We start from the raw sequence: 20,931 nt of genomic DNA on the forward strand, positions 1-20,931 counted from the left end.
GTAACCCCGCCACGTGCTCTACAGGAACCGAGACATGGGCAAGGTAACAGGTTTTCTCGAGATCGATCGGCAGGTGCACAAGTACCAGCCGGCATCCGACCGTATCCGGCATTTTCGCGAATTCACGCTGCCGATGTCGCAGCCCGAGGTCGAGAAGCAGGCCGCGCGCTGCATGGACTGCGGCATTCCCTTCTGCCACGGCCCGACGGGCTGTCCGATCCACAACCAGATCCCTGACTGGAACGACCTCGTCTACAATGGCGACTGGGATGCTGCGATCCGCAACCTGCATTCGACCAACAATTTCCCGGAATTCACCGGCCGCATCTGCCCGGCGCCGTGCGAGGAAGCCTGCACGCTGAACCTGGAAGACATTCCGGTCGCCATCAAGACGGTGGAGCAGGCGCTGGCCGACAAGGCCTACGAGACCGGCTTCGTACGCCCTTATCCGCCGGAAAAGAAGACCGGCAAGAAGGTTGCCGTCATCGGGTCGGGCCCGGCTGGCATGGCCGCGGCGCAGCAGCTTGGCCGAGCCGGCCATGACGTGCATGTCTTCGAGCGCGAGAGCCGTCCCGGCGGCCTGCTCCGTTTCGGCATTCCCGACTTCAAGATGGAAAAGCATTACATCGACCGCCGCGTCGAACAGATGGTCGGCGAGGGCGTGACGTTCCATTGCGGCGTCAATGTCGGCGTCGACAAGAAGGTCGAGGAACTGCTCGCCGAATACGACGCGGTGCTCTACTGCGGCGGTTCGGAAACGCCGCGTCCGGCCGGTATTCCTGGCGACGATTTCGAAGGCGTGCATGACGCGATGCCGTACCTCGTTCAACAGAACAAGCGTGTCGGCGGCGAGGACATCCAGTCGGTCGCCTGGGCGTCGCAGCCGATCGTGGCATCCGGCCAGCATGTCGTGGTCGTCGGTGGGGGCGACACGGCCTCCGACTGCGTCGGCACGGCGTTCCGCCAGGGTGCGGTGCGTGTCACTCAGCTCGATATCCGTCCGCAGCCGCCCGAGAAGGAAGACAAGCTTTCGGTCTGGCCCTATTGGGCAACCAAGATGCGAACCTCTTCCAGTCAGGCGGAAGGGGCCGAACGCGAGTTCCAGGTGGCGACGCTGGAATTCATCGGCGAGGAAGGCCAGCTCACCGGCGTGAAGTGCTGCGAAGTGGACGAGAAGCGCAAGCCGATCCCCGGGACGGAATTCGTCATCCGTGCCGATCTCGCCTTCATCGCCATCGGTTTTGCCGGCCCGATCGACGGCGCCGTGACGGCTGAGCTGGACGGCAAGCTCGAGATCATCACCGACGTGCGGCGTTCCAAGAATGTCGCGGCCAACGACCAGGATTATCGCACCAATATCGACCGGCTCTATGCCGCCGGCGATATCCGCCGGGGCCAGTCGCTGGTGGTGTGGGCGATCCGGGAGGGCCGTCAGGCGGCGCGTGCGATCGATGAGGCGCTGACCGGCGCGAGCGTGCTGCCGCGCTGATCTGCCCCGCGGGTGGGTCTGGGAGACGAACCCGCGGACGTTTGCCATTTTCATGCAAGAGGCGTGCGGTCTTCGGACAGGTTCAAAGGCCGCTGCTTGCTATGGCCGCAAGGCGCCGGTCTTGTCTGGAGCAACCGGCGTGCCTGAAGCAGCTGGCGCCGGTTTTGCAGACCCGCCAAAGTCATCGGCGCGGCCGGGCGACGCGGCTGGGGCAATACCTTGGACGGCCAGCTTTTCGCCTGGAAGTATGAGGGCGGGCTTTGAAGGCTGCGTTGCTCCAAGCAACTCCGTTCCCCCATCGAGCGCCGGATCGCCAAGTGCGATCGGTTCGGTGCGATCCACCGGCATCGGCGCCGCCGGTGTCGGTGGCTGACCTGCCGGCAGAGGGCCAACAGGCAGGGATACCGGTGCTGTTGGAGCCGACAGACCGAGTATCTTCATCAGGGGCTTTTCGGCATAAAAGGCCAGCTTGCGCTTGCCGCCGCGGGTCAGGTTGATGCCATCGTCGGCGCGCAGGCGCACCGGCTGGCCATTGACGTCAGGGCCGGTCGAGACAAAAGCGCCGTTCTCGTCGACGAAGCCATCCCAGATGTCGACGAACTCGCCATTATAGGTCTCCGCCGCCGCGCGATAGATACCGTTGAAGGCCAGCATGTCGGCGGTCATTTTTTGGGTCTTGAAGGCCGGCATGCCGACCCAGAGATAAGGGATCTTGGAAGCCGCCAAAGCCTTTGCAAGCGCCTCGGTGCGCAGTTCATAGGCCTTGGTCCAGACTTCCGTGCGCGGCTGCTCGCGTTCTTCCCCCACCTTCATCTGCTGGCGATCGTTTGACCCCATCATGACGATGACGACGGCAGGCTTCTCGGCCGCCAGCAACGCCGAAATCTCCTGCGGCCAGTTGTAAACGTCGTCGCGTACGAAACCGGAGGAGCCCTTGGCCTTGTCCGCAACGCGGATGGCGGGATTGTTGGCGAAGACCTCATTCAGCCCTTCGGCGAGGCCGCTCGCGATGAAGTCGCCGATGACGAGGATGGTGCGGGCATCGGTTGTCTTCTCGACTACCGGCACCTCTGGCTCGGCCGGTTTGCGCACGACAGGCTTCTTCTTTTTCGGACGCGCCGGGAAGCGGTCTTCCGGCAGCGGCGCTACACGCTCGCTTCGGCGCGGGAAGAAGAGGTCGCGCAATGACCATGGCCGCGCTTCTTCTTCCTGGCCAAAGGCGGGGACGTGGATCACAGCGGCGGTACCGACCAACAGCAGGACCGCTGCGACGATGAGGAGCGGCAGCCGGCGTAGTCTTGCCATCAAGCGCGTTGCCGCCGCCAAGCTGCCTCTCCGTTTCCGATACGGGCGATCCGATCAGCCGGCCCACCCCATTCTTTCAATGTCTGGCGGCGCCTAGCGCCGCCGCAGCGTCTTCAGCACTTCCATGCTGGGATTGCCGTCCGGGGTCAAGCCGACCTTGGACTGATAGGCCATGATGGCATCCTTGGAGGCCTGGCCAATCTTGCCGTCGAAATTGCCGCTGTAGTAGCCGTTGTCGGCCAGGCGCTGCTGCAATTCCTGCTTTTCCGCAAAGCTCAGCTTGGTGAACGGCCGACTCCAGTCATTCACCAGCGTGCCGTAGCCGGCAATCTGGTCGGCTAGCAGGCCAACGGCGAAGGCATACTTGTCGGCGTTGTTGTAGCGCTTGATCACCTGGAAATTGCGGGTGACCAGGAAGGCCGGGCCTTCGCGACCGCCCGGCAGCTTCAGCTCGGCCTTGTCGGCGCCGTTCCTGAAGGGCTTGCCGCTGGCGCGGGCAACACCGAGCGACTGCCATTTGGCGAGCGACATGGAGCCGCCCGGCATCTTGCCATCCGGCAGGGCCACTTCGTAACCCCAGGTCTTGCCTGATTGCCAGCCATTCTTCTTCAGGAGATTGGCTGCGGTTGCCAGCGCATCGGGCACCGAATTCCAGATGTCGCGACGGCCGTTGCCATCGAAGTCCACCGCATAGCTCTGGTAGCTGGTCGGAATGAACTGGGTGTGACCCATCGCACCGGCCCACGAACCTTGCAGATGGCTTTCATCGATATCGCCGGTCTGCAGGATCTTGAGTGCCGCGATCAACTGCGTGCGGGCGAATTTGGAGCGCTTCTTGTCGCCATAGCCGAGTGTCGCCAGCGAACGGATGACGTTGCGCATGACATCGGTACGCTTGAGCATCTCGCCGTAGTTGGATTCCATCGACCAGATTGCGAGCAGGATGTAGCGGTCGACGCCGAAGCGGGCCTCGATCTTGTCGAGCCATGGTTTCCACTTGCGCGCCATTGCCTGTCCATTGGCGATCGACTGCTCGTGGACGCGGTTGTCGAAATAATCCCAGGCAGGGGCAGTGAATTCGGGCTGGAAACGCGCCTTTTCAAGCACTTCCAGATCGGGATCTCTGATGTTGCGGAATGCTTCATCGTAGACCGCACCCGACACGCCCGATTGCACAGCGGTGGCACGGAACGAGGCGACCCAGTTGCGGAAGCCGGCGTCGGCTTGCGCAGGCCCGGTCGGGATCAACAGGGCAATCGATAGCGCCGTCGCCATCGCAAGACTGGCAAGGCGCTTGGAGCCATTCCGGTAAAAGTGCGCAGCGGTTTTGCGTCCGGAATCGTACAAAACCGAGGAGCTGGAGCGTTCCCGCGTTTCCTTAAAGAACGGAAACGCTCTAGCGGCGGTGCGAAAGGGCATCATGTCCTCCATTTTCATCGCAGGAAGAGCATTCATGACCGAACCCGGTTAGGATTTAGTTTACCATAGAGCGGCCGGTCTGCAAAAACATGACCGACAGAAATTTTGACAGGAAGCCTTCGGCCGTTCATTAGAGTGTTTCCGCGTCAGCGGAAATACGGAAACACTCTAACTCTTTGTTTTTGCGCAATTCCAGACGCAAAACCGTTGCACACTTTTGCTGGAATTGCTCTAGTCTTCAATTCCGGCATGAAATGTCCCGGCAAAAGGGTTGTCCCCGCAACGGATGATGGATCTATGAGAAAAGTCAGAAAGGCAGTTTTCCCGGTCGCAGGCCTCGGCACGCGCTTTCTTCCCGCAACCAAGGCCATTCCGAAGGAAATGCTGACCGTCGTCGACAGGCCTGTCATCCAATATGTGGTCGATGAAGCACGGGAAGCCGGCATCGAACATTTCATTTTCGTCACCGGCCGCAACAAGGCGGTGATCGAAGACCACTTCGACGTGCAGTTCGAGCTTTATGACACGCTGGCCCAGCGCGGCAAGGATCAGGTGCTGGAACGCCTGCAGCGCCTGCAGCCTGCACCGGGGCAGACCTCGTTTACCCGCCAGCAGGTGCCGCTGGGCCTTGGCCACGCCGTCTGGTGCGCGCGCGAACTTGTCGGCGACGAACCTTTCGCCCTGTTGCTGCCCGACATGATCATGCAGTCGCAGAAGAGCTGCATGAAAGACATGGTCGAACTTTACGAGGAGACCGGCAACAACATCATCGCTGTGCAGGAATGCGACCCGGCCGAGGCGCACAAGTATGGCATTGTCGGTCGTGGTGAGGACACCCATACCGGTTTCCGCATCACCGAGATGGTGGAGAAGCCGAAGCGGGGCACGGCCCCGTCGAATTTCTACATCAACGGCCGCTACATCCTGCAGCCAGAGATTTTCCAGATCCTGGAAAACCAGGAGCGCGGTGCCGGCAACGAGATCCAGCTGACCGACGGCATGCTGAAGCTGATGAACAGGCAGTCGTTCTACGGCTACCACTATCGTGGTCGCACTTTCGATTGCGGCTCGCCGGAAGGATTCGTCGAGGCCAATGTCGCCTTCGCACTATGGCGCGAGGGCACTGACAGCAGCATGGCTGGCGTCATCCGTGGGCTGCTGGACGAATTCGAGGGCGCCGGGATCAAGACTTCCGCCGTCTGAGAGTTGTCGGCCGGGTTTTCTTAGAGCGTTTCCGTTTTTCACGGAAACGCGGAAACGCTCTAAGTTTTTGTTTTCGTCGCATTTTTGTAACGCCAAGTGATTCCACTTGGCTACAAAATGCTCTAGCCCGGCCGGATGCCCTTCGAGGCGAGCGGCAACGCCCATTGTCGTCTTACCGCTGCACGGTCAGGCCGAGATAGACGCTGTTGGTCTTGCTGTCACGACCGTCGATGCTGCTGGTCAGCCGCTCATGACGCACATAAGAGGTCAGGCCGAGATAGCGGTTGAGCCACCATGTCGCGCCGACCTGCGCGCTGTAGATCAGATCATGATCGCCGGTGCCCTTGTAGTCACGATAGGACAGGCCCAAGGCGGCGTTTCCGGTGAGATTGGCGCGCATCTCGCGCTGAAGAGTGATGGTTGAATTGTAGAGCACCGAACCACTCTGGCCGGGGGTGGTGGTATCTTCCAGCACGGTTTGGCCGTTGAACCCGACGATGGTGCCGCGTACTGGCGACCAGCGCAGATCCGCTGCCACCGTCGCACCCGACACCGGAAGCAGGCGACTGTCATCGAAAGTTTGGCGCAGCCAGCCGACCGACATCTCGCCGTTCAGCTTCTCGCCCAGGTTGAGCTCCACGCCGCCGCGCAGGCCGAGACGCTTGGACGAGCGTTCGTAGCCGTTGAGGTCAACCGTTTCGTCAAACGCGCGGCGGCCAATTTCGACCTCGGCAAAGGGGGTTAGTGCCGGTGAGATCTGATAGCCGCCCCGCAAGGTGGTGGTGTAGAGCGTCGAGTTACGGGTTTCCTGAGACTGGATCGTGCCATCGCCAAGCGTCGCGTCGCCAAAGATGCTACGCTCGGCCGCTCCGGTCAGACCGAGGCGCAGCTTGCCGACGTCCTTCTGCAGGGCAAGACTGCCTTCGAAGGTTTTGCGCTGCGGCTGCGTGATCGCACCCGGCACGCCCTCGGGCGAGGTCGCGCCTTCCGGTGCCGTATCAAACCCAAGCCTGCCGATGGCACGCCAGTCGTGATCGAGATCGACATTGAGCGTGCCCTGGAGGTTACCGCGCCATTCCTTGAGGTCCTGACCAGAAAGGCTTTTTTGGTAATTGAAATTGCCGTCGATGGTGGCCGAATTGGTTGCCCAGTCAGAGACCGCATTGAGGCGCAAGGTGCTTTGCGAAATCGTAGCTGAGCGGCCGGAGGCGCTGTTGTTGGCGTTCGAAGTCGCAAGCACGCCCTGTTCCAGGGAAGGCCTCAGCGTGAAGCTGCCGACCTTGATGCCGAGCGGAGCATAGGGCGTGTCGTCCCGTCGCATGGCGCCGCCCTCGATTGCTTCGGTGCGCGCTGCGCGCGGGTCGAGGGGAGCGCGGTCCGCCGAATCGATTGTTCCGGTGCGAACGATGCGGTCGACTTCCTGATCCGCCTCTGCCGCTGCAGCAGCGGTTCCTGGGCGACGAGGCGCGTTGCGCCTGGTTGTTGCACGATTGGCCTGGTCACCGTCTTGCGCGGTTGTCGCTCCGTTGCGGCCGCGCTGTCTGGCGGTGCCCTGAAGATTGGTACCGGCGGGCTGTCTTGCCGCGGTGGTCCCAGGCTGGCGACGTGGTGCTGGGGCAGCCTGATCCGCGAAAGGGTCGGCTGCTTGCGCGGCCCCAGGGCCATTTGGATCGTCTGCTCCAGGCTGAGCGGGATTGGTCGCGTTCAATTGGCCAGGACCGGCAGGAGGCGTGCCGCCCAGTGCATTGGGGTCATCCGGCAAAGCGCCTGGGCTGGCAGGCTGATATGCCGGATTCGGGATTCCCTCCGCAGGCCTGATCGCTGGTGGCAAAGCACCCGGTGTGCGGTTGAGCGGCGGCAGGCCGTTGGCGCCGAGCTGTCCTGCCGGCGGCAGGCCGCCAGGCTGGTTCTGCGTGCCGGCCTGCTCGTTGAGGGGGCCGCGCAAATCAAGTTGCTGGGCAAAGACAGATGACGCCAGCAGCAAAGGCAAAGCCGTTGCGGCCAGCAGCAAAGCGCCGGCGGCCGTCTTTCCTTGGCTGCTTCTGTCAGGCTGGGCCCGCGACATCGTTACCACACGTTTGTGGCGCACACCCCTGGCGCCATGCTTACCGAACCGTAAATTGGGATGGTTAATGGAGTGTTAGGTTTGGACGCCGTATGGCCGGCAAACGAATGAAATGGACAGATCGAGCGGGAAAGGATAATCGCTTCGTCCATGCATGCTGCAAGCTTGAAAAAGAGGCCGGCGGATCGTCAGGCCGCCATTGCTTCGGCGCTCAGGACCGTGGCCACCGAACAGGCCGGACTGGCCGCGCTCAGCACGGCGCTGGAGAACGGTCTGGCCGAACCGTTTGCACGGGCTGTCGACATCCTGTCGCGCATTACCGGTCGCGTCATCGTCACTGGCGTCGGCAAGAGCGGTCATATCGGTTCCAAGATCGCCGCCACGCTGGCTTCCACCGGTACTCCGGCCTTCTTCGTGCACCCCGTCGAGGCCAATCACGGTGATCTCGGCATGATCGCGCCGGACGACGCGATCATCGCGCTGTCGTGGTCGGGTGAGAGTCTCGAGCTGAAAGGCATTATCGATTATTCACGGCGTTTTTCGATCCCTCTGATCGGGCTGACATCCGGCGAAAAATCGGCACTGGGGCGCGCGGCTGATGTGGTTCTGGCGCTGCCCAAGGCTCAGGAGGCCTGCCCGCATGGCTTGGCTCCGACCACTTCGACGCTGCTGCAACTGGTGATGGGTGATGCCCTGGCGATCGCGCTGCTGGAAGCGCGTGGTTTCACGCCGGATCATTTCCGCACTTTCCATCCGGGTGGCCAGCTCGGCGCCAATCTGACGCTGATTTCCGAGATCATGCGCACCGGTGACCAGATTCCGCTTGTCTCGCTCGGCACCAGGATGCCGGAAGCGGTGATGACCCTGGCGCAGAAGAAAGTCGGCTGCGTGTGTGTCATCGATGGCGACGGCAAATTGGCCGGTATCGTCACCGACGGCGACCTCGCCCGCAATCTGCATCGCAATCTTGGTGAGACAACGGTCGACGAAGTCATGACCCGCACACCGAAAACGGTCGAACCGCAAATGTTCGCCGGCGCGGCCATTGCCTTGCTCAACAAGCACAACATCAGTGCGCTTGTCGTGGTGGAAGGCGGAATGCCGGTGGGCGTGGTGCATTTCCACGATCTGCTGCGCATCGGCGCAGCCTGATCTGAAACGTCGTTCCAGGCAGGGAGGCAACGCGTCGTAGCGCTGCCCGTCAGGAACCTCAGATTTTTTCGACGGTCAATTCCAGGTCCGTTTCCGACGCGCCCGTCACCCGCACACGCACACCGGCCGGCAGATCAGGTCCAGAGACCCGCCACAGCGTGTCGCCGAGCTGGATGCGGCCGCGACCTTCGCGGATCGGCTCGGCCAATGTCGCAGTCCGGCCAACCATCTGCTCGCCGCGCCGGTTGAGCAGCGGTTGGTCGCTGCTCTCGCGTTTGCTGCTGAAGAAACGCTTGCCGGCATAGGCAGACAACAATGCCAGCACGAGGAATGACAGCACCTGCGCCTGCCAGGTCCACAAGGTGGTATCCCAAAGCACCAGCGAGGCCGCGCCGATCAGCAGCGCGGCTATGCCGATCCACAAGAGGAAGACGCCGGGGGCGAGGATTTCGGCCACCAGCAGCGCGAAGCCGAGAACCATCCAGTTCCAGGGGCCGAGTTCGAGGAGAAGACGCTGCAGCATGGGCTGGGCTCCGCAATCAGCTCTCGTTTGGCCGTACCAGCGGCGGGCGTGCCGCCTGCCGCTGCGCACCCGGACCGTCGCCCTTGAACACTTCCTTGGCAATCTCGCCGATGCCGCCCAGCGTGCCGATCAGCGACGAGGCTTCCATAGGCATCAGCACGATCTTGGAATTGCCAGCCGTGCCGATCTTGGCCAGCGCCTCGGTGTATTTCTGCGCCACGAAATAGTTGATCGCCTGCACGTCGCCCTTGGCGATGGCTTCCGAGACCACCTGGGTGGCACGTGCCTCGGCTTCGGCGGAGCGCTCGCGCGCTTCGGCGTCGCGGAAGGCGGCTTCGCGGCGGCCTTCGGCTTCGAGGATCTGTGACTGCTTCAGGCCTTCGGCAGCCAGAATCTGCGCACGCTTGTCACGCTCCGCCATCATCTGGCGGGCCATGGAATCGACCAGATTGGCCGGCGGGTTGATGTCCTTGATCTCGACGCGGGTGATCTTGACGCCCCACGGGTGAGCGGCCTCGTCGACCACGCGCAGCAGGCGCTCGTTGATGGCATCGCGGTTCGAGAGCAATTCGTCCAGGTCCATCGAGCCCATCACGGTGCGGATGTTGGTCATGGTCAGGTTGAGGATGGCGTTCTCCAGCCCCGAGACCTGATAGGCAGCCTGTGCGGCGTTCAGGATCTGGTAGAAAGCGATGCCGTCGACACCGACTATGGCGTTGTCGCGGGTGATTATCTCCTGGGTCGGAACATCAAGCACCTGCTCCATCATGTTCAGCTTGGCGCCGATGCGCTCGAAGATGGGATTGATGATGTTGAGGCCGGGCGTCAGCGTCTTGGTGTAGCGGCCGAAACGCTCGACCGTATGGTTGAAGCCCTGCGGCACCGTGCGAATGCCTTTGAAGAGCAGGATGAGAACCAGTGCGACCAGAACGACGATCGCGATATCGAAACCGGTGAAACCGCTGAAATCCATTCGGCTCTCCCTCAATTGCCGACAGAGTTGCGAGGCTGAACCTCACGAAACACTTAAGTGTGTTTCAGTGTCGTTACAATCCAGGGCAGCTACAATCGAGGAGGGAACGCAGCTTTGTCTTGTTCGAATACTCTTCGCCGGCGATCAGATCCAGCCTGCCAGCTCCCGCCGTGCCAGGGTCTCGATCACGTCCATGCCTTCCGGGCTGTCATTCAGGCAGGGAATGTGAGCGAACCTCTCGCCGCCGGCATGCAGGAAAATCTCCTGTGCTTCCTGCGCGATCTCTTCCAGCGTCTCGATGCAGTCCGACGAGAAGCCTGGATTGACGACGGCGATACGCCTGACGCCTTCCTTGCCAAGTCGCTGCATCGTCTTGTCGGTGTATGGCTGCAGCCATTCCTGTGCGCCGAAACGCGACTGGAAGGTGGAGATCAGCTTCGCTTCACTCCAGCCGAGTTTTTCACGCAGCAGTCGCGTCGTTTCCAGGCAATGCTGCTGGTAGGGATCGCCCTTGTCGGCATAAGGCTTCGGGATGCCGTGATAGGAGGCGACCACCACTTCCGGTTCGAAGTCCAAGGTGGCGAGATGTTTTTCGATCGAGCGGGCGAGGGCATCGATATAGACCGGCTCGGCATAGTAGGGCGGAACGGAACGCACAGCCGGTGCACGCCGCATCGTCATCAGCGCGCGGAACAACTGATCGTTGGCGGTGGCTGTCGTCGTTGCCGAATATTGCGGATAGAGCGGAAAAGTGAGAATGCGGTCGCAGCCTTGAGTGACCAGCTTTTCTACCACCGAGCGTGTCGACGGATTGCCGTAACGCATAGCCCAGTCCACGCTGACATTGGCAAGATCGCCAAGGCGTTGCACCAGCTTCTCACCTTGGCCGCGCGTGTAGGTGCGCAGCGGCGACTCGTCCTTCTCGCGATTCCAGATCTTGGCGTAATTGGCGCCGGACTTCCTTGGCCGCGTCGTCAGGACAAGGCCGTAGAGGATCGGATACCAGAGCAGGCGCGGCAGCTCGATAACGCGCGGATCGGAGAGGAATTCTCGTAGATAGCGCCACATCGGCCCATATTCGGTGCCGTCAGGCGTGCCGAGATTGATCAGCATCAGTCCCACTTTTTCGAGACTGTCATTTTTCAGGCTGCCAGCGGCCACGGGAGCCTCGATTTCGGTAGCGAATGTCATGGGCATCTAATTAACAGTGCCGGACGCGGTTTCAATGCCGCGTCTGGCCGCACCCTGGAACATCTCGCTGGCCCAGACGGACCAGCAAGGCGTTCACTTTGCCGGTATCTTCAGCTCGCCTCCCACCAGCAGTCGATGCGGTTCCTGGCCGGGATTGGCGTGTGCTATGCGCCGCCATTTGGTGCCGTCACCATAGGCTTTTACGGCGATATCCCAATAGGTGTCGCCCTTGACGATGGTGTGGGTGCCACCGGCCTGGACTGGCGTTGCGGCGTCAGCGGGCTTGGCAGCTTCCGCTGGAGCAGCTTCGCCTGGTTTTGCCGCCGGTGCTTCGACCGCTGGTGGCGTGTTGGCAATGTCGTTGGACGCGGCAGGCGGAGCCGGCACGGCTGGCGCAGCCTCGGGTGCCGAGGTACCGCCTTGCGCCGCGTCCGCCGGTTTTGCCGTCTCTGCCGGCTGTGTCGCACCCACCTCTGTGATACGGCCTTCCAGCTTCGGCGTGTACGGACTATGGGCGCCAACATAGTCGGCTACAACCTGTTCCAGGCTCGGGCCGTAGTCGTAGGCATCCTTGCCGTCGATGAACAGCTTATAGCCGTCGCCGCCCTGGCGGACATAGTTGTTGGTGGCGACGATGTATTCCTTGGCCGGATCGATAGGCTTCCACTGGCCGCCTTCCATGACCTCGACCGATTTGATGCGGCCCGCATTGGCCGGCGCAGACCTGTCGAAGGAATATTTGAGACCGGCCACTTGCGGGAACTGGCCCTTGCCTTCTTCAACCCCCGAAACGCCATGCTCCAGCGCGCCGACCACGGTCTTGCCAGGAATCTTGAAGGTGGCGACGGTGTTCTGGAACGGCAGCACCGTCAGCACTTCTCCCATCGAGACCTTGCCCTGGTCGATCGAGGCGCGCAGGCCGCCACCGTTGGTGAAGACGATCTCGACGCCCTGGCCCTTCACGCGGTCGAGCACCGCGTCTGAAACGAGGTTGCCCATGGCGCATTCGCGCGTCCGGCAGCTTTCGCGGCTGCCGTCGATGGCGGCGGTGGTTTCGCCGACCTGCTTGGCCTTCAGCTCCTCGATGGGCGCACCGAGTTCCTTGATGCGTGCGAGCACCTGCGGGTCCGGCGTCACCGACTTGTCGAGCGGGATCGGGTTGCCACTTGCTTCCTTGACCACGCCATTGTCGTCGAACACGACCTTGAATTCGCCGAGAAGCTTGGAATAGGAGGCGGCCTGCGTCACCGGTACCTTGTAGCCGTCCGGGTTGTCGATCATCGTCGGGTAGGGACCCTCGGCCTTCGGATCGGTGTTGGACAGCAGCGAATGCGAATGTCCGCCGACCACCACGTCGATGCCGGGGATCCTGGCAATCATCTCCTTGTCGCGCGGGTAGCCGACATGGGTCAGCGCGATGATCTTGTTGACGCCCTGGCCTTTCAACTTCTCGACTTCGGCGGTGATGGTCTTGACGTCGTCCTCGATGGTGATGTTGGGACCAGGGGTGGCGAGATCGGGTGTGTCGTTGGTGACGGCACCGATGATGCCGATCTTCTGGCCGCCGAGTTCAATGACGACGGACGGTTTGATGCGGTCGCCAACCTTGGCGGCGGCACTTGCCTTCACATTGGCCGAAAGCACCGGGAACCTGATGACGTCGAGGAACGGTGCCAAGGCATCTTCACCATCGTCGAATTCATGATTGCCGACGGTCATGGCGTCGAACTTCATCTGGTTCAGGAATTCGGCCTCGGTCTGGCCTTTGTAGGTCGTATAGAAGAGCGAGCCCTGGAAGTTGTCGCCGCCATTGAGCAGCAGCACGTTCTGGCCTTCCAGCTTCTTGCGCTCGGCGGCAATCGCCGTGACGAGACGTGCGGCGCCACCAAAACACTCACCTTTGGTTTCTTCCTCGGCGGAACAGGTGGATTCGTACTTGTTGTTGCTTTCGATGCGGCTGTGCCAGTCATTGATATGCAGGATGTTCAGCGTGTAGTCGGCAAAGGACATGCCAGTACTCATGCCGAGTGCCGAGGCCGAAAGTGCCGTGGCGACAGCGATCTTCTTCATTCCTGCTCTCCCGTTGCGTTCGTGCGGTCTCGCCCTGGGCAATGATCGTGTCGAACCCGGAGCGATGCGAATGGCCTGCCGTGGTGTTGTAGGCGCCTTGCTTGACTGGAGTTTTACACGCCCTGGCGGGCATGTTCCCATTGCCTTTCGGCCGTTGCAAGCGGATTCGCGGCCGCGGTTTTGCCGGCGAAACGTCTCGCGCAAACGAGAATGGCCGCATCGCTTGGATGCGGCCATTCAGCCATTCAAGGAATACCGGTCGTTGGCGCTCGTTGTGCCGGCTTTGGTCAGCTGCGGCGCGTCAGCACGAAATTCTGGCCGGCCTGGCTGGTACAGTTGAGCTGGTTGATCGAGACGAGAAGGCAGTTGAAGGCGATCGGCGACTGGCGGATCAGCGACGTGCCGTTGATCTCGATCGAAGTCTGGCTGGTCATGCGATAGCTGCCGTCGGCAAGCTTCTGGCCGGTGTCGGTGGCAACCGTCTGGAATTTGCCGGCCGAAATGGTCGAAAGCCCGGTCCCCTGCGCATCGATCCAGGAGCCCTCCACACCCTTCGGCGCGGCAGCAGGTGGCGGTTCGCCGGGGCCACCCCCGGTTTGGCAGGCGGCCAGTGCCACGGTCGCGGCTACGGCTAGGCTGGCCGAAACAAGTTTGCGCGCTGTCATCATGTCGTAAAACCTCTCCTCGGTCCGCGCCTCTTCCATCGCTCGAATTGATGATGAAAACAAGGCTCGCTAATAGATGCGATGCGTGTAGCGTGGCCTGCCGGCAACAGTTTTGGGGGCGCCACGGTCCACCGTTTTGTCGGGGAGAGCTGATTGACAGCCTCTTGAAAGGCTGCAACTTTCGTATATCGAAGAACACAAATGTTCTTGGAGAGGCGCGCCGGAAACAACCGGGCGTCCTGGGGAGGAAAAATGGATACGTTTTTGACCGGCCTGAAATCGGCCGTGGATACGCTTGGCGCGACGGTTCTGTTGCCCATCGTCATTTTCATCATCGCCGTGGTGCTGGGCGCCAAGGTGGGGAGGGCATTTCGCGCCGCTGTCACCATCGGCGTCGCCTTCATCGGTATCAACCTGGTGCTCGGGCTGATGCTCACCTCGATCGGCGACGTGGCCAAGGCCATCGTCACCAACACCGGTATTCAGCGTGACATCGTCGACGTCGGCTGGCCCTCTGCCGCAGCCATCGCCTTCGGTTCTTCCGTCGGTCTCTGGGTTATCCCGATCGGTATTGCCGTCAACGTGGCGCTCCTGCTCCTGCGCCTCACGCGGACACTCAATGTCGACGTGTGGAATTTCTGGCATTTCGCCTTCGTCGGCTCGCTGGCCACGGCTGCCACCAACAGCCTTGCCTATGGCCTGATCGTCGCGGCTCTGGTGGCGGCCCTGGCTCTCCTGTTCGCCGATTGGTCGGCGCGTGCCGTGCAGCAGTTCTACGGCATTCCAGGCGTATCGGTGCCGCATCTGGCATCCGCCCAGATCCTGCCGATCGCGATCGTGCTCAACTGGGTGATGGACCGCATCCCCGGCATCAACAAGATCAACATCAGCACCGAGACGATCGAAAGGCGCTTCGGCGTGTTCGGCGAACCTGTGGTGCTCGGCCTGATCATCGGCCTCGTGCTCGGTCTGATCGCCTACTACAACGCAGGCGATTTCGGCACTGTGCTCTCGAAGGTGCTTTCCACCGGCATGACGCTTGCAGCGGTCATGCTGCTCCTGCCGCGCATGGTGAAGGTGCTGATGGAAGGCCTGCTGCCGGTGTCGGATGCCGCGCAGGAATTCGTGCGCAAGCGCACTGGTGACCGCGAGCTGCTGGTCGGTCTCGACTCGGCGATCCTGATCGGGCATCCGGCCGCGATCTCGTCCTCGCTGATCCTGGTTCCGATCGCCATCATCCTGTCGGTGATCCTGCCGGGCAACCGCGTCATCCTGTTCGCCGACCTTGCCGTCATCCCGTTCATCGTGGCCATGACCGCGCCACTGCTCAAGGGTAACGTCTTCCGCATGGTGGTGGTGGGCACGATCACGCTCGCTCTCGGCTTTTACGTTGCCAATGCGCTGGCACCGCTGTTCACCAGTGCCGCCGTCGCGTCCGGCTTCAAGATGCCTGAGCATGCAGTGCAGATCACCTCGGTGGTGGACGGCTTCCTGTGGATTCCCTACGTGATCATCGAGGCGATCCAGGGCCTTGGCGTTGCCGGCCTTGCCGTGCTGGCGCTGGTGATTGCAGGTGCCTTCGTGCTCTACCGCCGCAACACGCTGGGCTGGGAACGGGCAGCCGGCGCCGAGGACGAAGCAGCCTGATGCCGCATAGGACGGGTCTCCGTCCGCCGGAGGCGGGTTGCACCCGCCTGAAATGAAACATGGGGCCGGCGGCGCGAGATCGTCGCCGGCCCCAAACTTGGAGAAGAAAAGCATGGCGCAAGCCTTGATCGACCATATCGACCCTGAAGCGATCCTGCTTGGCGTTAGTGCCGACAGCAATGAGGCCGTGATCCGTCAACTGGCATCGCGGCTGGAAGCACTGGGTTATGTCAAGCCAAGCTATGCGGATGCGGTGGTGAAGCGCGAGCAGACCATGCCGACAGGCTTGCCGCTCGGGCTCGCCGAAAATGTCGCTGTGCCCCACACGGATCCCATCCATGTCAACAAGGCCGGCGTTGGGCTGGCAGTGCTGTCGAAGCCGGTCGACTTCGCCAATATGGAAGAACCGGACGAGGCGGTGTCTGTCGGCATCGTCTTCCTGCTTGCCATCAACGACAAGGACAAGCAGATAGAGATGCTGCAGGAGATCATGGGCACGATCCAGAGCCCCGAAGCGCTGGCAAGCCTGAAACAGGCCATGAGCGTGGACGACGTCAGAGCAGTACTGAGCCAGCGGTAAGGGACATCCAATATGGCCAAGCAGAAGACCATTCTTTTCGCCTGCGGCACTGGTGTCGCTACGTCCACAGCGGTCAACGCCACGGTGACGGAAGCCATGAAGGCGCACGGGCTGACTTTCAACGCGATGCAATGCAAGGCGACCGAGGTGGCCAGTCTGGCGGATGGCGTCGACCTGATCGTCTCGACCACGCCGATCTCGGCTTCGGTGACTGTGCCCATCGTCAAGGGGCTGGCCTTCCTCACCGGTATCGGCAAGGACAAGGCGCTGGATGATATCGAGGCCGAATTGAGGAAGTAGCATCGGTCGCTGCAACTCTGCGACCGTTTCGACCCCAGAATGAAAAAGGGCGCCAATCGGCGCCCTTTCTTGATTCACGTGCTGGTCAGCGCACCAGGATGTTGCGGAACTGCCAGGGATCCTTCTCGTCGATGTCTTCCTTGAACAGGCCGGGCCGGCCGTCCAGCGGCGTCCAGTCGGTGTAGTATCCCTTGACCGGGCCGAGATAGGGCTTCTGCACTTCCAGGCAGCGGGCGAAGTCCATCTCGTCGGTCTCGACGATGCCGGCTTCCGGGTTTTCGAGTGCCCAGACCATGCCGGCAAGCACTGCTGACGACACCTGCAGGCCGGTGGCGTTCTGATGCGGCGCAAGCTTGCGGGCTTCCTCCAGCGTCAGCTGCGAACCATACCAATAGGCATTCTTCTTGTGGCCGTAGAGCAGGACGCCGAGTTCATCGGAACCATCGACCAGCTCGTTTTCCTCGAGCACGTGGTGCACCGGCTGCGCCTTGCCGGCTGCGCCGAACATCTCGTGCAGCGACAGCACCGCGTCGTTGCTCGGATGGTAGGCATAGTGGCAGGTCGGGCGATAGGTCACCTCGCCATGCTTGTCGCGCACGGTGAAGAAGTCGGAGATCGAGATCGCCTCGTTGTGGGTGACCAGGAAGCCGTATTGCGGACCGGGGGTCGGCACCCAGGTGCGCACACGGGTGTTGGCCCCCGGCTGCTCCAGGTAGATCGCCGCCTTCGAGCCCTTCTTGTGTTTCTTGGCGTTCTTGGGCATCCACTTCTCGTGAGTGCCCCAGCCGAGCTCGGCCGGCTGCAGACCTTCCGAAATGAAACCTTCGACCGACCAGGTGTTCCAGAACACGTTCAGCGGCTTCGGCTTCTTGCTGCGCTGGGTGTCGCGCTCGGCGATATGCACGCCCTTGACGCCTACCTTCTTCATCAGCCTGGCCCAGCCTTCGCGGTCATGCTGCGCGGGCGTCTCGACCTCAAGGCCGAGTTCCTTGGCGAGCTCGATCAGCGCCTGCTTGACGAACCAGGACACCATGCCGGGATTGGCGCCGCAAGTGGAGACGGCCGTCGGGCCGCCCGGATGCTTGCGCTTTTCCGCCAGGAGGCCCTCGCGCAGCGCATAGTTGGTGCGGGAGGCATTGCTGGCTTCTGTATCGAAATAGAAGCCGAGCCAGGGTTCGACGACCGTATCGACGTAAAGCGCACCGAGCTTGCGGGTGAGCCGCATGAGGTCGACAGAACCGGTGTCGACCGACAGGTTGACGCAGAAGCCCTGGCCGCCGCCATTGGTCAGCAACGGGGTCAGCACTTCCTTGTAATTGTCCTTGGTGATGGCCTGCTTGATGAAGGTGATGCCGCGTTCGTCCGCCAGTTTGCGGTTCTCCTCGCTGGGATCAATGATCACCATGCGGGACTTGTCGAATTTGAAATGGCGCTCGATGAGCGGAAGCGAGCCACGGCCGATCGAACCGAAACCAATCATCACGATCGGGCCGGTGATCTCACCATAGACGGGCCATTTTTCATTCGCCATTTTTTGCGGCACTCCTTCTTTGTCGTATGACCTCACAGAAAAGCCGGGCGCGGATGCGCCCGGCTGCAACTGCTAAACCATACATGCTTGTCACAATAAAGCGAATCCGGTCGCTGGCGTTAACGACGGAGGCCGCCGGCCGTCAGCTTGTCGTCATTCCCTCAAGATACGCGACCAGCCGGTCACGATCGGCAATCAGGCCCTTGTAGTCGAGTTGTGCCTGATCGAGCTCGCCGAGCTGCGCCGCGAAACCGGCGGCGATACGGGCGCGGTCCGGATGGCGGATCAGCACCGCCAGCGGGTCGAGATAGATGCGAATGGTGAAGAGAATGTCGCGCGACACAGGCAGTTTCCGCAGGGTCTGCCGCTCGACGCGGATGAAGGCGTGCGTGTTGAGGTCCCCATCCGGGAAAGTCGATTGCCGCTCGGCGGAGCGGGCGATGCGCTGGCGATCCGAAAGCGGATGATAAAGCGCGTCATTGGCCTGGATAGACCAGTTGAAGCGCTCAACGGCCTGGCCCTGAAGGTTGTCGAACATGCGGCTGATGATGTCGGCCGGGCGCGTGCCGGTGCCGAACCCGGGGACGGGGTCGTGGATATGGTGCAGCGGCTTGCCGAACTTTTCGTTCAGCGACCAGGACGACGGGAAGCACAGGGAGCCTGCGGCGAGGCGCCAGCCATCGTCGCCGCGGCGCATCAGGATGAGATCATCCTGCGTCATCAACGAAGCCGCCACCAGCGGTGAATCGGCCAGCGCGCCGGGTTCTGGGGCGCTCAGTGCGCGTGCTTCGGCCAGCGCCTGCGCATGGTATTGGTGCATGCTCGTTTCAATGAGCCCAAGCACCTCGCTCTGTGCGTCGCGCGTATCGGCTTGTTCGACAAAAACCTTGTCCGGCAGTTCGGCATAGAGGCGATGCTTCTCGGCCAGCTGGGCACCAAAATATCCGTCGACCTCCAGCCAGCGCTCGAGTTCCAAAGGTTTCAGACCGATGGCAAAGGCTTTCGATGAGCCGTCATAGGGCGTGTGCGGGGGCAGGGGGCGCTGCACGGTCATCAGTCTTTCAGCGCCTCAAGCCCAGCGGCAGTGCTGGTCGCGGCAAAGTCGATGACATCGTAGTCTGCGACATTGGCCTTGGCGAAAGGATCTTCGGCCAGTCGCACATCAAGCGCCTCGCGTGGGCCGCGGGCGAGGATGACGCCGCCGGTGCGCGGACGCTTGGCGCCGGAAGCGATGAAGACGCCGTCGGCGTAACCAGTCTTCACCCACTCCATATGCGCGTCGCGCAGCCGGTCGATCTCGGCAAGCGGCGCCGTATAGGTGAGGTTGACGACAAACATGGCTTCTCCAGTCAATAAGCGAAGTGGGATGAATTCAGGCCAACGCGGATGGTTTCGCCGTACCGTCTGCGCCCAGCTGATCCGGGATGTGTTCATTTCGCAAGGTCGAGTGCTTTCTCAAGTACGGGATCGCGGCCGGCCGCGTAGTCTGCGAATGTCGGGTCGACCAGGACATCGGGCTTCAGTGAAATGCTGCGCGGGCCAAACGCAACCGTTGGCCAATAGCATTCGGCCGGATCGAGGCAGCCATTTTCGTAGTCTTCGAAAGTGTCGCTGTAGTGGACTTCGATACCGGAGTTCGGAAGCTTGATGTCATCGCCTTCAGCCCAGAAGCGGCCATCGTCGCCCATCGGTTCGCCGACGAGGATGACGTTGTCCTGAGACGCACCCTTCAACATCGCGGCCGTGACGAGCGCTGCCGAAAATGTCGCGCGACCAACCAGCACCATGATCTGACCGCCGCGCGGCATGAGCTTGGGTAACGCCTGAGAAAAGAGGATGGTGTTGAAGAAGTCTCCGCCATTGTTGAAGCGCAGGTCAACGATGACGGTATGCGGTCGCTTTGCCACGACCGATTTGGCGAGGATGTCCCCCAACTTCAGTTGAAGAGGCGTTTCCCCCAGGCTGTTGATCGAATTGCTCCGGATGTAGAGCACGTGCTGATCTTGGTCGAGCCAACGCTGTTCGACGTCGGTGCGGGCGGCGTATGCCGGTGAATGTGTTGCTGCGGTGTCCAGAACATGCGGCCAGCGTTTCGGACTATCCTGCGCATCCGGTACCAGTATCGAATAGACACGCTTGGTCGGTTGTTGCTCGTCGCCAGGAGCGCGACTTGGAGCCGGTGCGAGCGTCCTCTCGCTGATCTCGCCGTCTTTTGAAACTGTCAGCGTCACCTCGTCGTCGGGGCTGACCCCTATTGCTTTCAGCACGTCCGGGCTGGTGAGGAAGGCGGCACTCAGATAGCGCACCCGCATGCCGGTACCAGAAATGAGGGGCGTGACACGCATCAGCGCCTCTTCGCTGGACAAGGTGCCGAACTTCTCTATCCGGGCCCCGAGCAGATCCTTGTGGGCTTCGTCAGTGCTGACGACATAGAGGCCATCGGCAAACCACCATGCGCGGACGGGAAGCGGGCGCAATTCCGTGCCGATCGCCGCCGTGGTGTGGCCATTGCGGGATGTTGCGGCCGCCTTTTGCACCGCAAGGGCAAAATCCGCAGCAGACATGGAGCCGGCATCGGCGAAAGCCGCGTCGACCACGCGGTCGAAATCGCGTCTCTTGGCGTCGTTGAAGCTTTTGTCGCGCGGCAACCACGCGTCGCGCAGCACGACAAGATCCTCGCGCATCTGGTCGGGTGTCAATCCGACGTCCGGCTGTGCTCCCGCCGGCGAGGGTAGGCCGAGTGCCATTGCCGTGGAAATCAGGATGGCCAGCGCACAGGCTCGTGATGGGCCCGACGGCCATATCGGCATTGGTATTC

General features: G+C 61.8%; 18 protein-coding genes. 6 read left to right on the forward strand and 12 right to left on the reverse strand.

Going from position 1 to position 20,931, the window contains the following annotated elements; all coding sequences use genetic code 11:
* Window positions 1-34: 34 nt before the first annotated feature.
* Window positions 35-1,489 (forward strand): glutamate synthase subunit beta, encoded by a 1,455-nt coding sequence (locus tag ACFWYE_RS29535; protein WP_379115579.1) that lies wholly within the window; start codon window positions 35-37, stop codon window positions 1,487-1,489.
* A 99-nt stretch (window positions 1,490-1,588) separates the two neighbouring features.
* Here the strand turns inward: ACFWYE_RS29535 and ACFWYE_RS29540 are convergent, their stop codons facing one another.
* Together ACFWYE_RS29540 and ACFWYE_RS29545 are read right to left on the reverse strand one after the other, a co-directional pair.
* Window positions 1,589-2,815, reverse strand: a complete 1,227-nt coding sequence (locus ACFWYE_RS29540) for a DUF459 domain-containing protein (protein WP_379115580.1) — start codon at window positions 2,813-2,815, stop codon at window positions 1,589-1,591.
* Window positions 2,816-2,887: 72 nt separating this feature from the next.
* Window positions 2,888-4,069 (reverse strand): lytic murein transglycosylase, encoded by a 1,182-nt coding sequence (locus ACFWYE_RS29545; RefSeq protein ID WP_379115581.1) that lies wholly within the window; start codon window positions 4,067-4,069, stop codon window positions 2,888-2,890.
* Window positions 4,070-4,510: 441 nt separating this feature from the next.
* Here ACFWYE_RS29545 and galU point away from each other — a divergent pair, with 441 nt between their 5' ends.
* Window positions 4,511-5,416: a UTP--glucose-1-phosphate uridylyltransferase GalU gene (galU, locus tag ACFWYE_RS29550; protein WP_379066876.1), complete on the forward strand. Its 906-nt coding sequence runs from the start codon at window positions 4,511-4,513 to the stop codon at window positions 5,414-5,416.
* A 172-nt stretch (window positions 5,417-5,588) separates the two neighbouring features.
* Here galU and ACFWYE_RS29555 read toward each other — a convergent pair whose 3' ends face one another.
* Window positions 5,589-7,361: an outer membrane beta-barrel protein gene (locus tag ACFWYE_RS29555; RefSeq protein ID WP_379115583.1), complete on the reverse strand. Its 1,773-nt coding sequence runs from the start codon at window positions 7,359-7,361 to the stop codon at window positions 5,589-5,591.
* Between the two features lie 270 nt (window positions 7,362-7,631).
* Between ACFWYE_RS29555 and ACFWYE_RS29560 the strand changes: the two genes are divergently transcribed.
* On the forward strand, window positions 7,632-8,633 hold the full coding sequence (locus tag ACFWYE_RS29560) for an SIS domain-containing protein (protein ID WP_379066880.1): 1,002 nt from the start codon (window positions 7,632-7,634) through the stop codon (window positions 8,631-8,633).
* Between the two features lie 58 nt (window positions 8,634-8,691).
* Here the strand turns inward: ACFWYE_RS29560 and ACFWYE_RS29565 are convergent, their stop codons facing one another.
* The 5 genes from ACFWYE_RS29565 to ACFWYE_RS29585 form a co-directional block, all read right to left on the reverse strand.
* Window positions 8,692-9,156: an NfeD family protein gene (locus ACFWYE_RS29565; RefSeq protein ID WP_379115584.1), complete on the reverse strand. Its 465-nt coding sequence runs from the start codon at window positions 9,154-9,156 to the stop codon at window positions 8,692-8,694.
* A 16-nt stretch (window positions 9,157-9,172) separates the two neighbouring features.
* Entirely contained in the window at window positions 9,173-10,129 is a 957-nt protein-coding gene (locus ACFWYE_RS29570) for an SPFH domain-containing protein (RefSeq protein ID WP_379066882.1), read from the reverse strand.
* A gap of 144 nt (window positions 10,130-10,273) precedes the next feature.
* Window positions 10,274-11,326, reverse strand: coding sequence for a ferrochelatase (gene hemH / locus ACFWYE_RS29575; RefSeq protein WP_379115585.1), 1,053 nt, complete (start codon window positions 11,324-11,326; stop codon window positions 10,274-10,276).
* 87 nt (window positions 11,327-11,413) lie between these two features.
* Window positions 11,414-13,390 carry a 5'-nucleotidase C-terminal domain-containing protein gene (locus ACFWYE_RS29580; protein ID WP_379115586.1) on the reverse strand — a complete coding sequence of 659 codons (1,977 nt, stop codon included), beginning with the start codon at window positions 13,388-13,390 and terminating at the stop codon, window positions 11,414-11,416.
* Window positions 13,391-13,677: 287 nt separating this feature from the next.
* On the reverse strand, window positions 13,678-14,058 hold the full coding sequence (locus tag ACFWYE_RS29585) for a hypothetical protein (protein ID WP_379066888.1): 381 nt from the start codon (window positions 14,056-14,058) through the stop codon (window positions 13,678-13,680).
* 249 nt (window positions 14,059-14,307) lie between these two features.
* Between ACFWYE_RS29585 and ACFWYE_RS29590 the strand changes: the two genes are divergently transcribed.
* The 3 genes from ACFWYE_RS29590 to ACFWYE_RS29600 all read left to right on the forward strand — a co-directional run bounded on the left by ACFWYE_RS29590 (window position 14,308) and on the right by ACFWYE_RS29600 (window position 16,582).
* Window positions 14,308-15,702: a PTS galactitol transporter subunit IIC gene (locus ACFWYE_RS29590; protein ID WP_379066890.1), complete on the forward strand. Its 1,395-nt coding sequence runs from the start codon at window positions 14,308-14,310 to the stop codon at window positions 15,700-15,702.
* Between the two features lie 112 nt (window positions 15,703-15,814).
* The gene (locus ACFWYE_RS29595) at window positions 15,815-16,282 is read left to right on the forward strand and encodes a PTS sugar transporter subunit IIA (protein WP_379115587.1); all 468 of its coding nucleotides are present in this window, start codon (window positions 15,815-15,817) and stop codon (window positions 16,280-16,282) included.
* A gap of 12 nt (window positions 16,283-16,294) precedes the next feature.
* Window positions 16,295-16,582, forward strand: a complete 288-nt coding sequence (locus ACFWYE_RS29600; RefSeq protein ID WP_379115588.1) for a PTS sugar transporter subunit IIB — start codon at window positions 16,295-16,297, stop codon at window positions 16,580-16,582.
* Window positions 16,583-16,667: 85 nt separating this feature from the next.
* Here the strand turns inward: ACFWYE_RS29600 and ACFWYE_RS29605 are convergent, their stop codons facing one another.
* The 4 genes from ACFWYE_RS29605 to ACFWYE_RS29620 all read right to left on the reverse strand — a co-directional run bounded on the left by ACFWYE_RS29605 (window position 16,668) and on the right by ACFWYE_RS29620 (window position 20,923).
* Entirely contained in the window at window positions 16,668-18,113 is a 1,446-nt protein-coding gene (locus ACFWYE_RS29605; protein ID WP_379115589.1) for a homospermidine synthase, read from the reverse strand.
* A 142-nt stretch (window positions 18,114-18,255) separates the two neighbouring features.
* Window positions 18,256-19,167 (reverse strand): DUF3445 domain-containing protein, encoded by a 912-nt coding sequence (locus ACFWYE_RS29610; RefSeq protein WP_379115590.1) that lies wholly within the window; start codon window positions 19,165-19,167, stop codon window positions 18,256-18,258.
* Window positions 19,167-19,451, reverse strand: coding sequence for a YciI family protein (locus ACFWYE_RS29615; protein ID WP_379115591.1), 285 nt, complete (start codon window positions 19,449-19,451; stop codon window positions 19,167-19,169). Before ACFWYE_RS29615 ends, ACFWYE_RS29610 begins: the two co-directional genes overlap by 1 nt.
* 92 nt (window positions 19,452-19,543) lie before the next feature.
* Window positions 19,544-20,923 carry a peptidase S41 gene (locus tag ACFWYE_RS29620; RefSeq protein ID WP_379115592.1) on the reverse strand — a complete coding sequence of 460 codons (1,380 nt, stop codon included), beginning with the start codon at window positions 20,921-20,923 and terminating at the stop codon, window positions 19,544-19,546.
* Window positions 20,924-20,931 lie beyond the last annotated feature (8 nt).

The sequence above is a fragment of the Mesorhizobium sp. NPDC059025 genome (assembly GCF_042739655.1).
GTDB lineage: Bacteria > Pseudomonadota > Alphaproteobacteria > Rhizobiales > Rhizobiaceae > Mesorhizobium.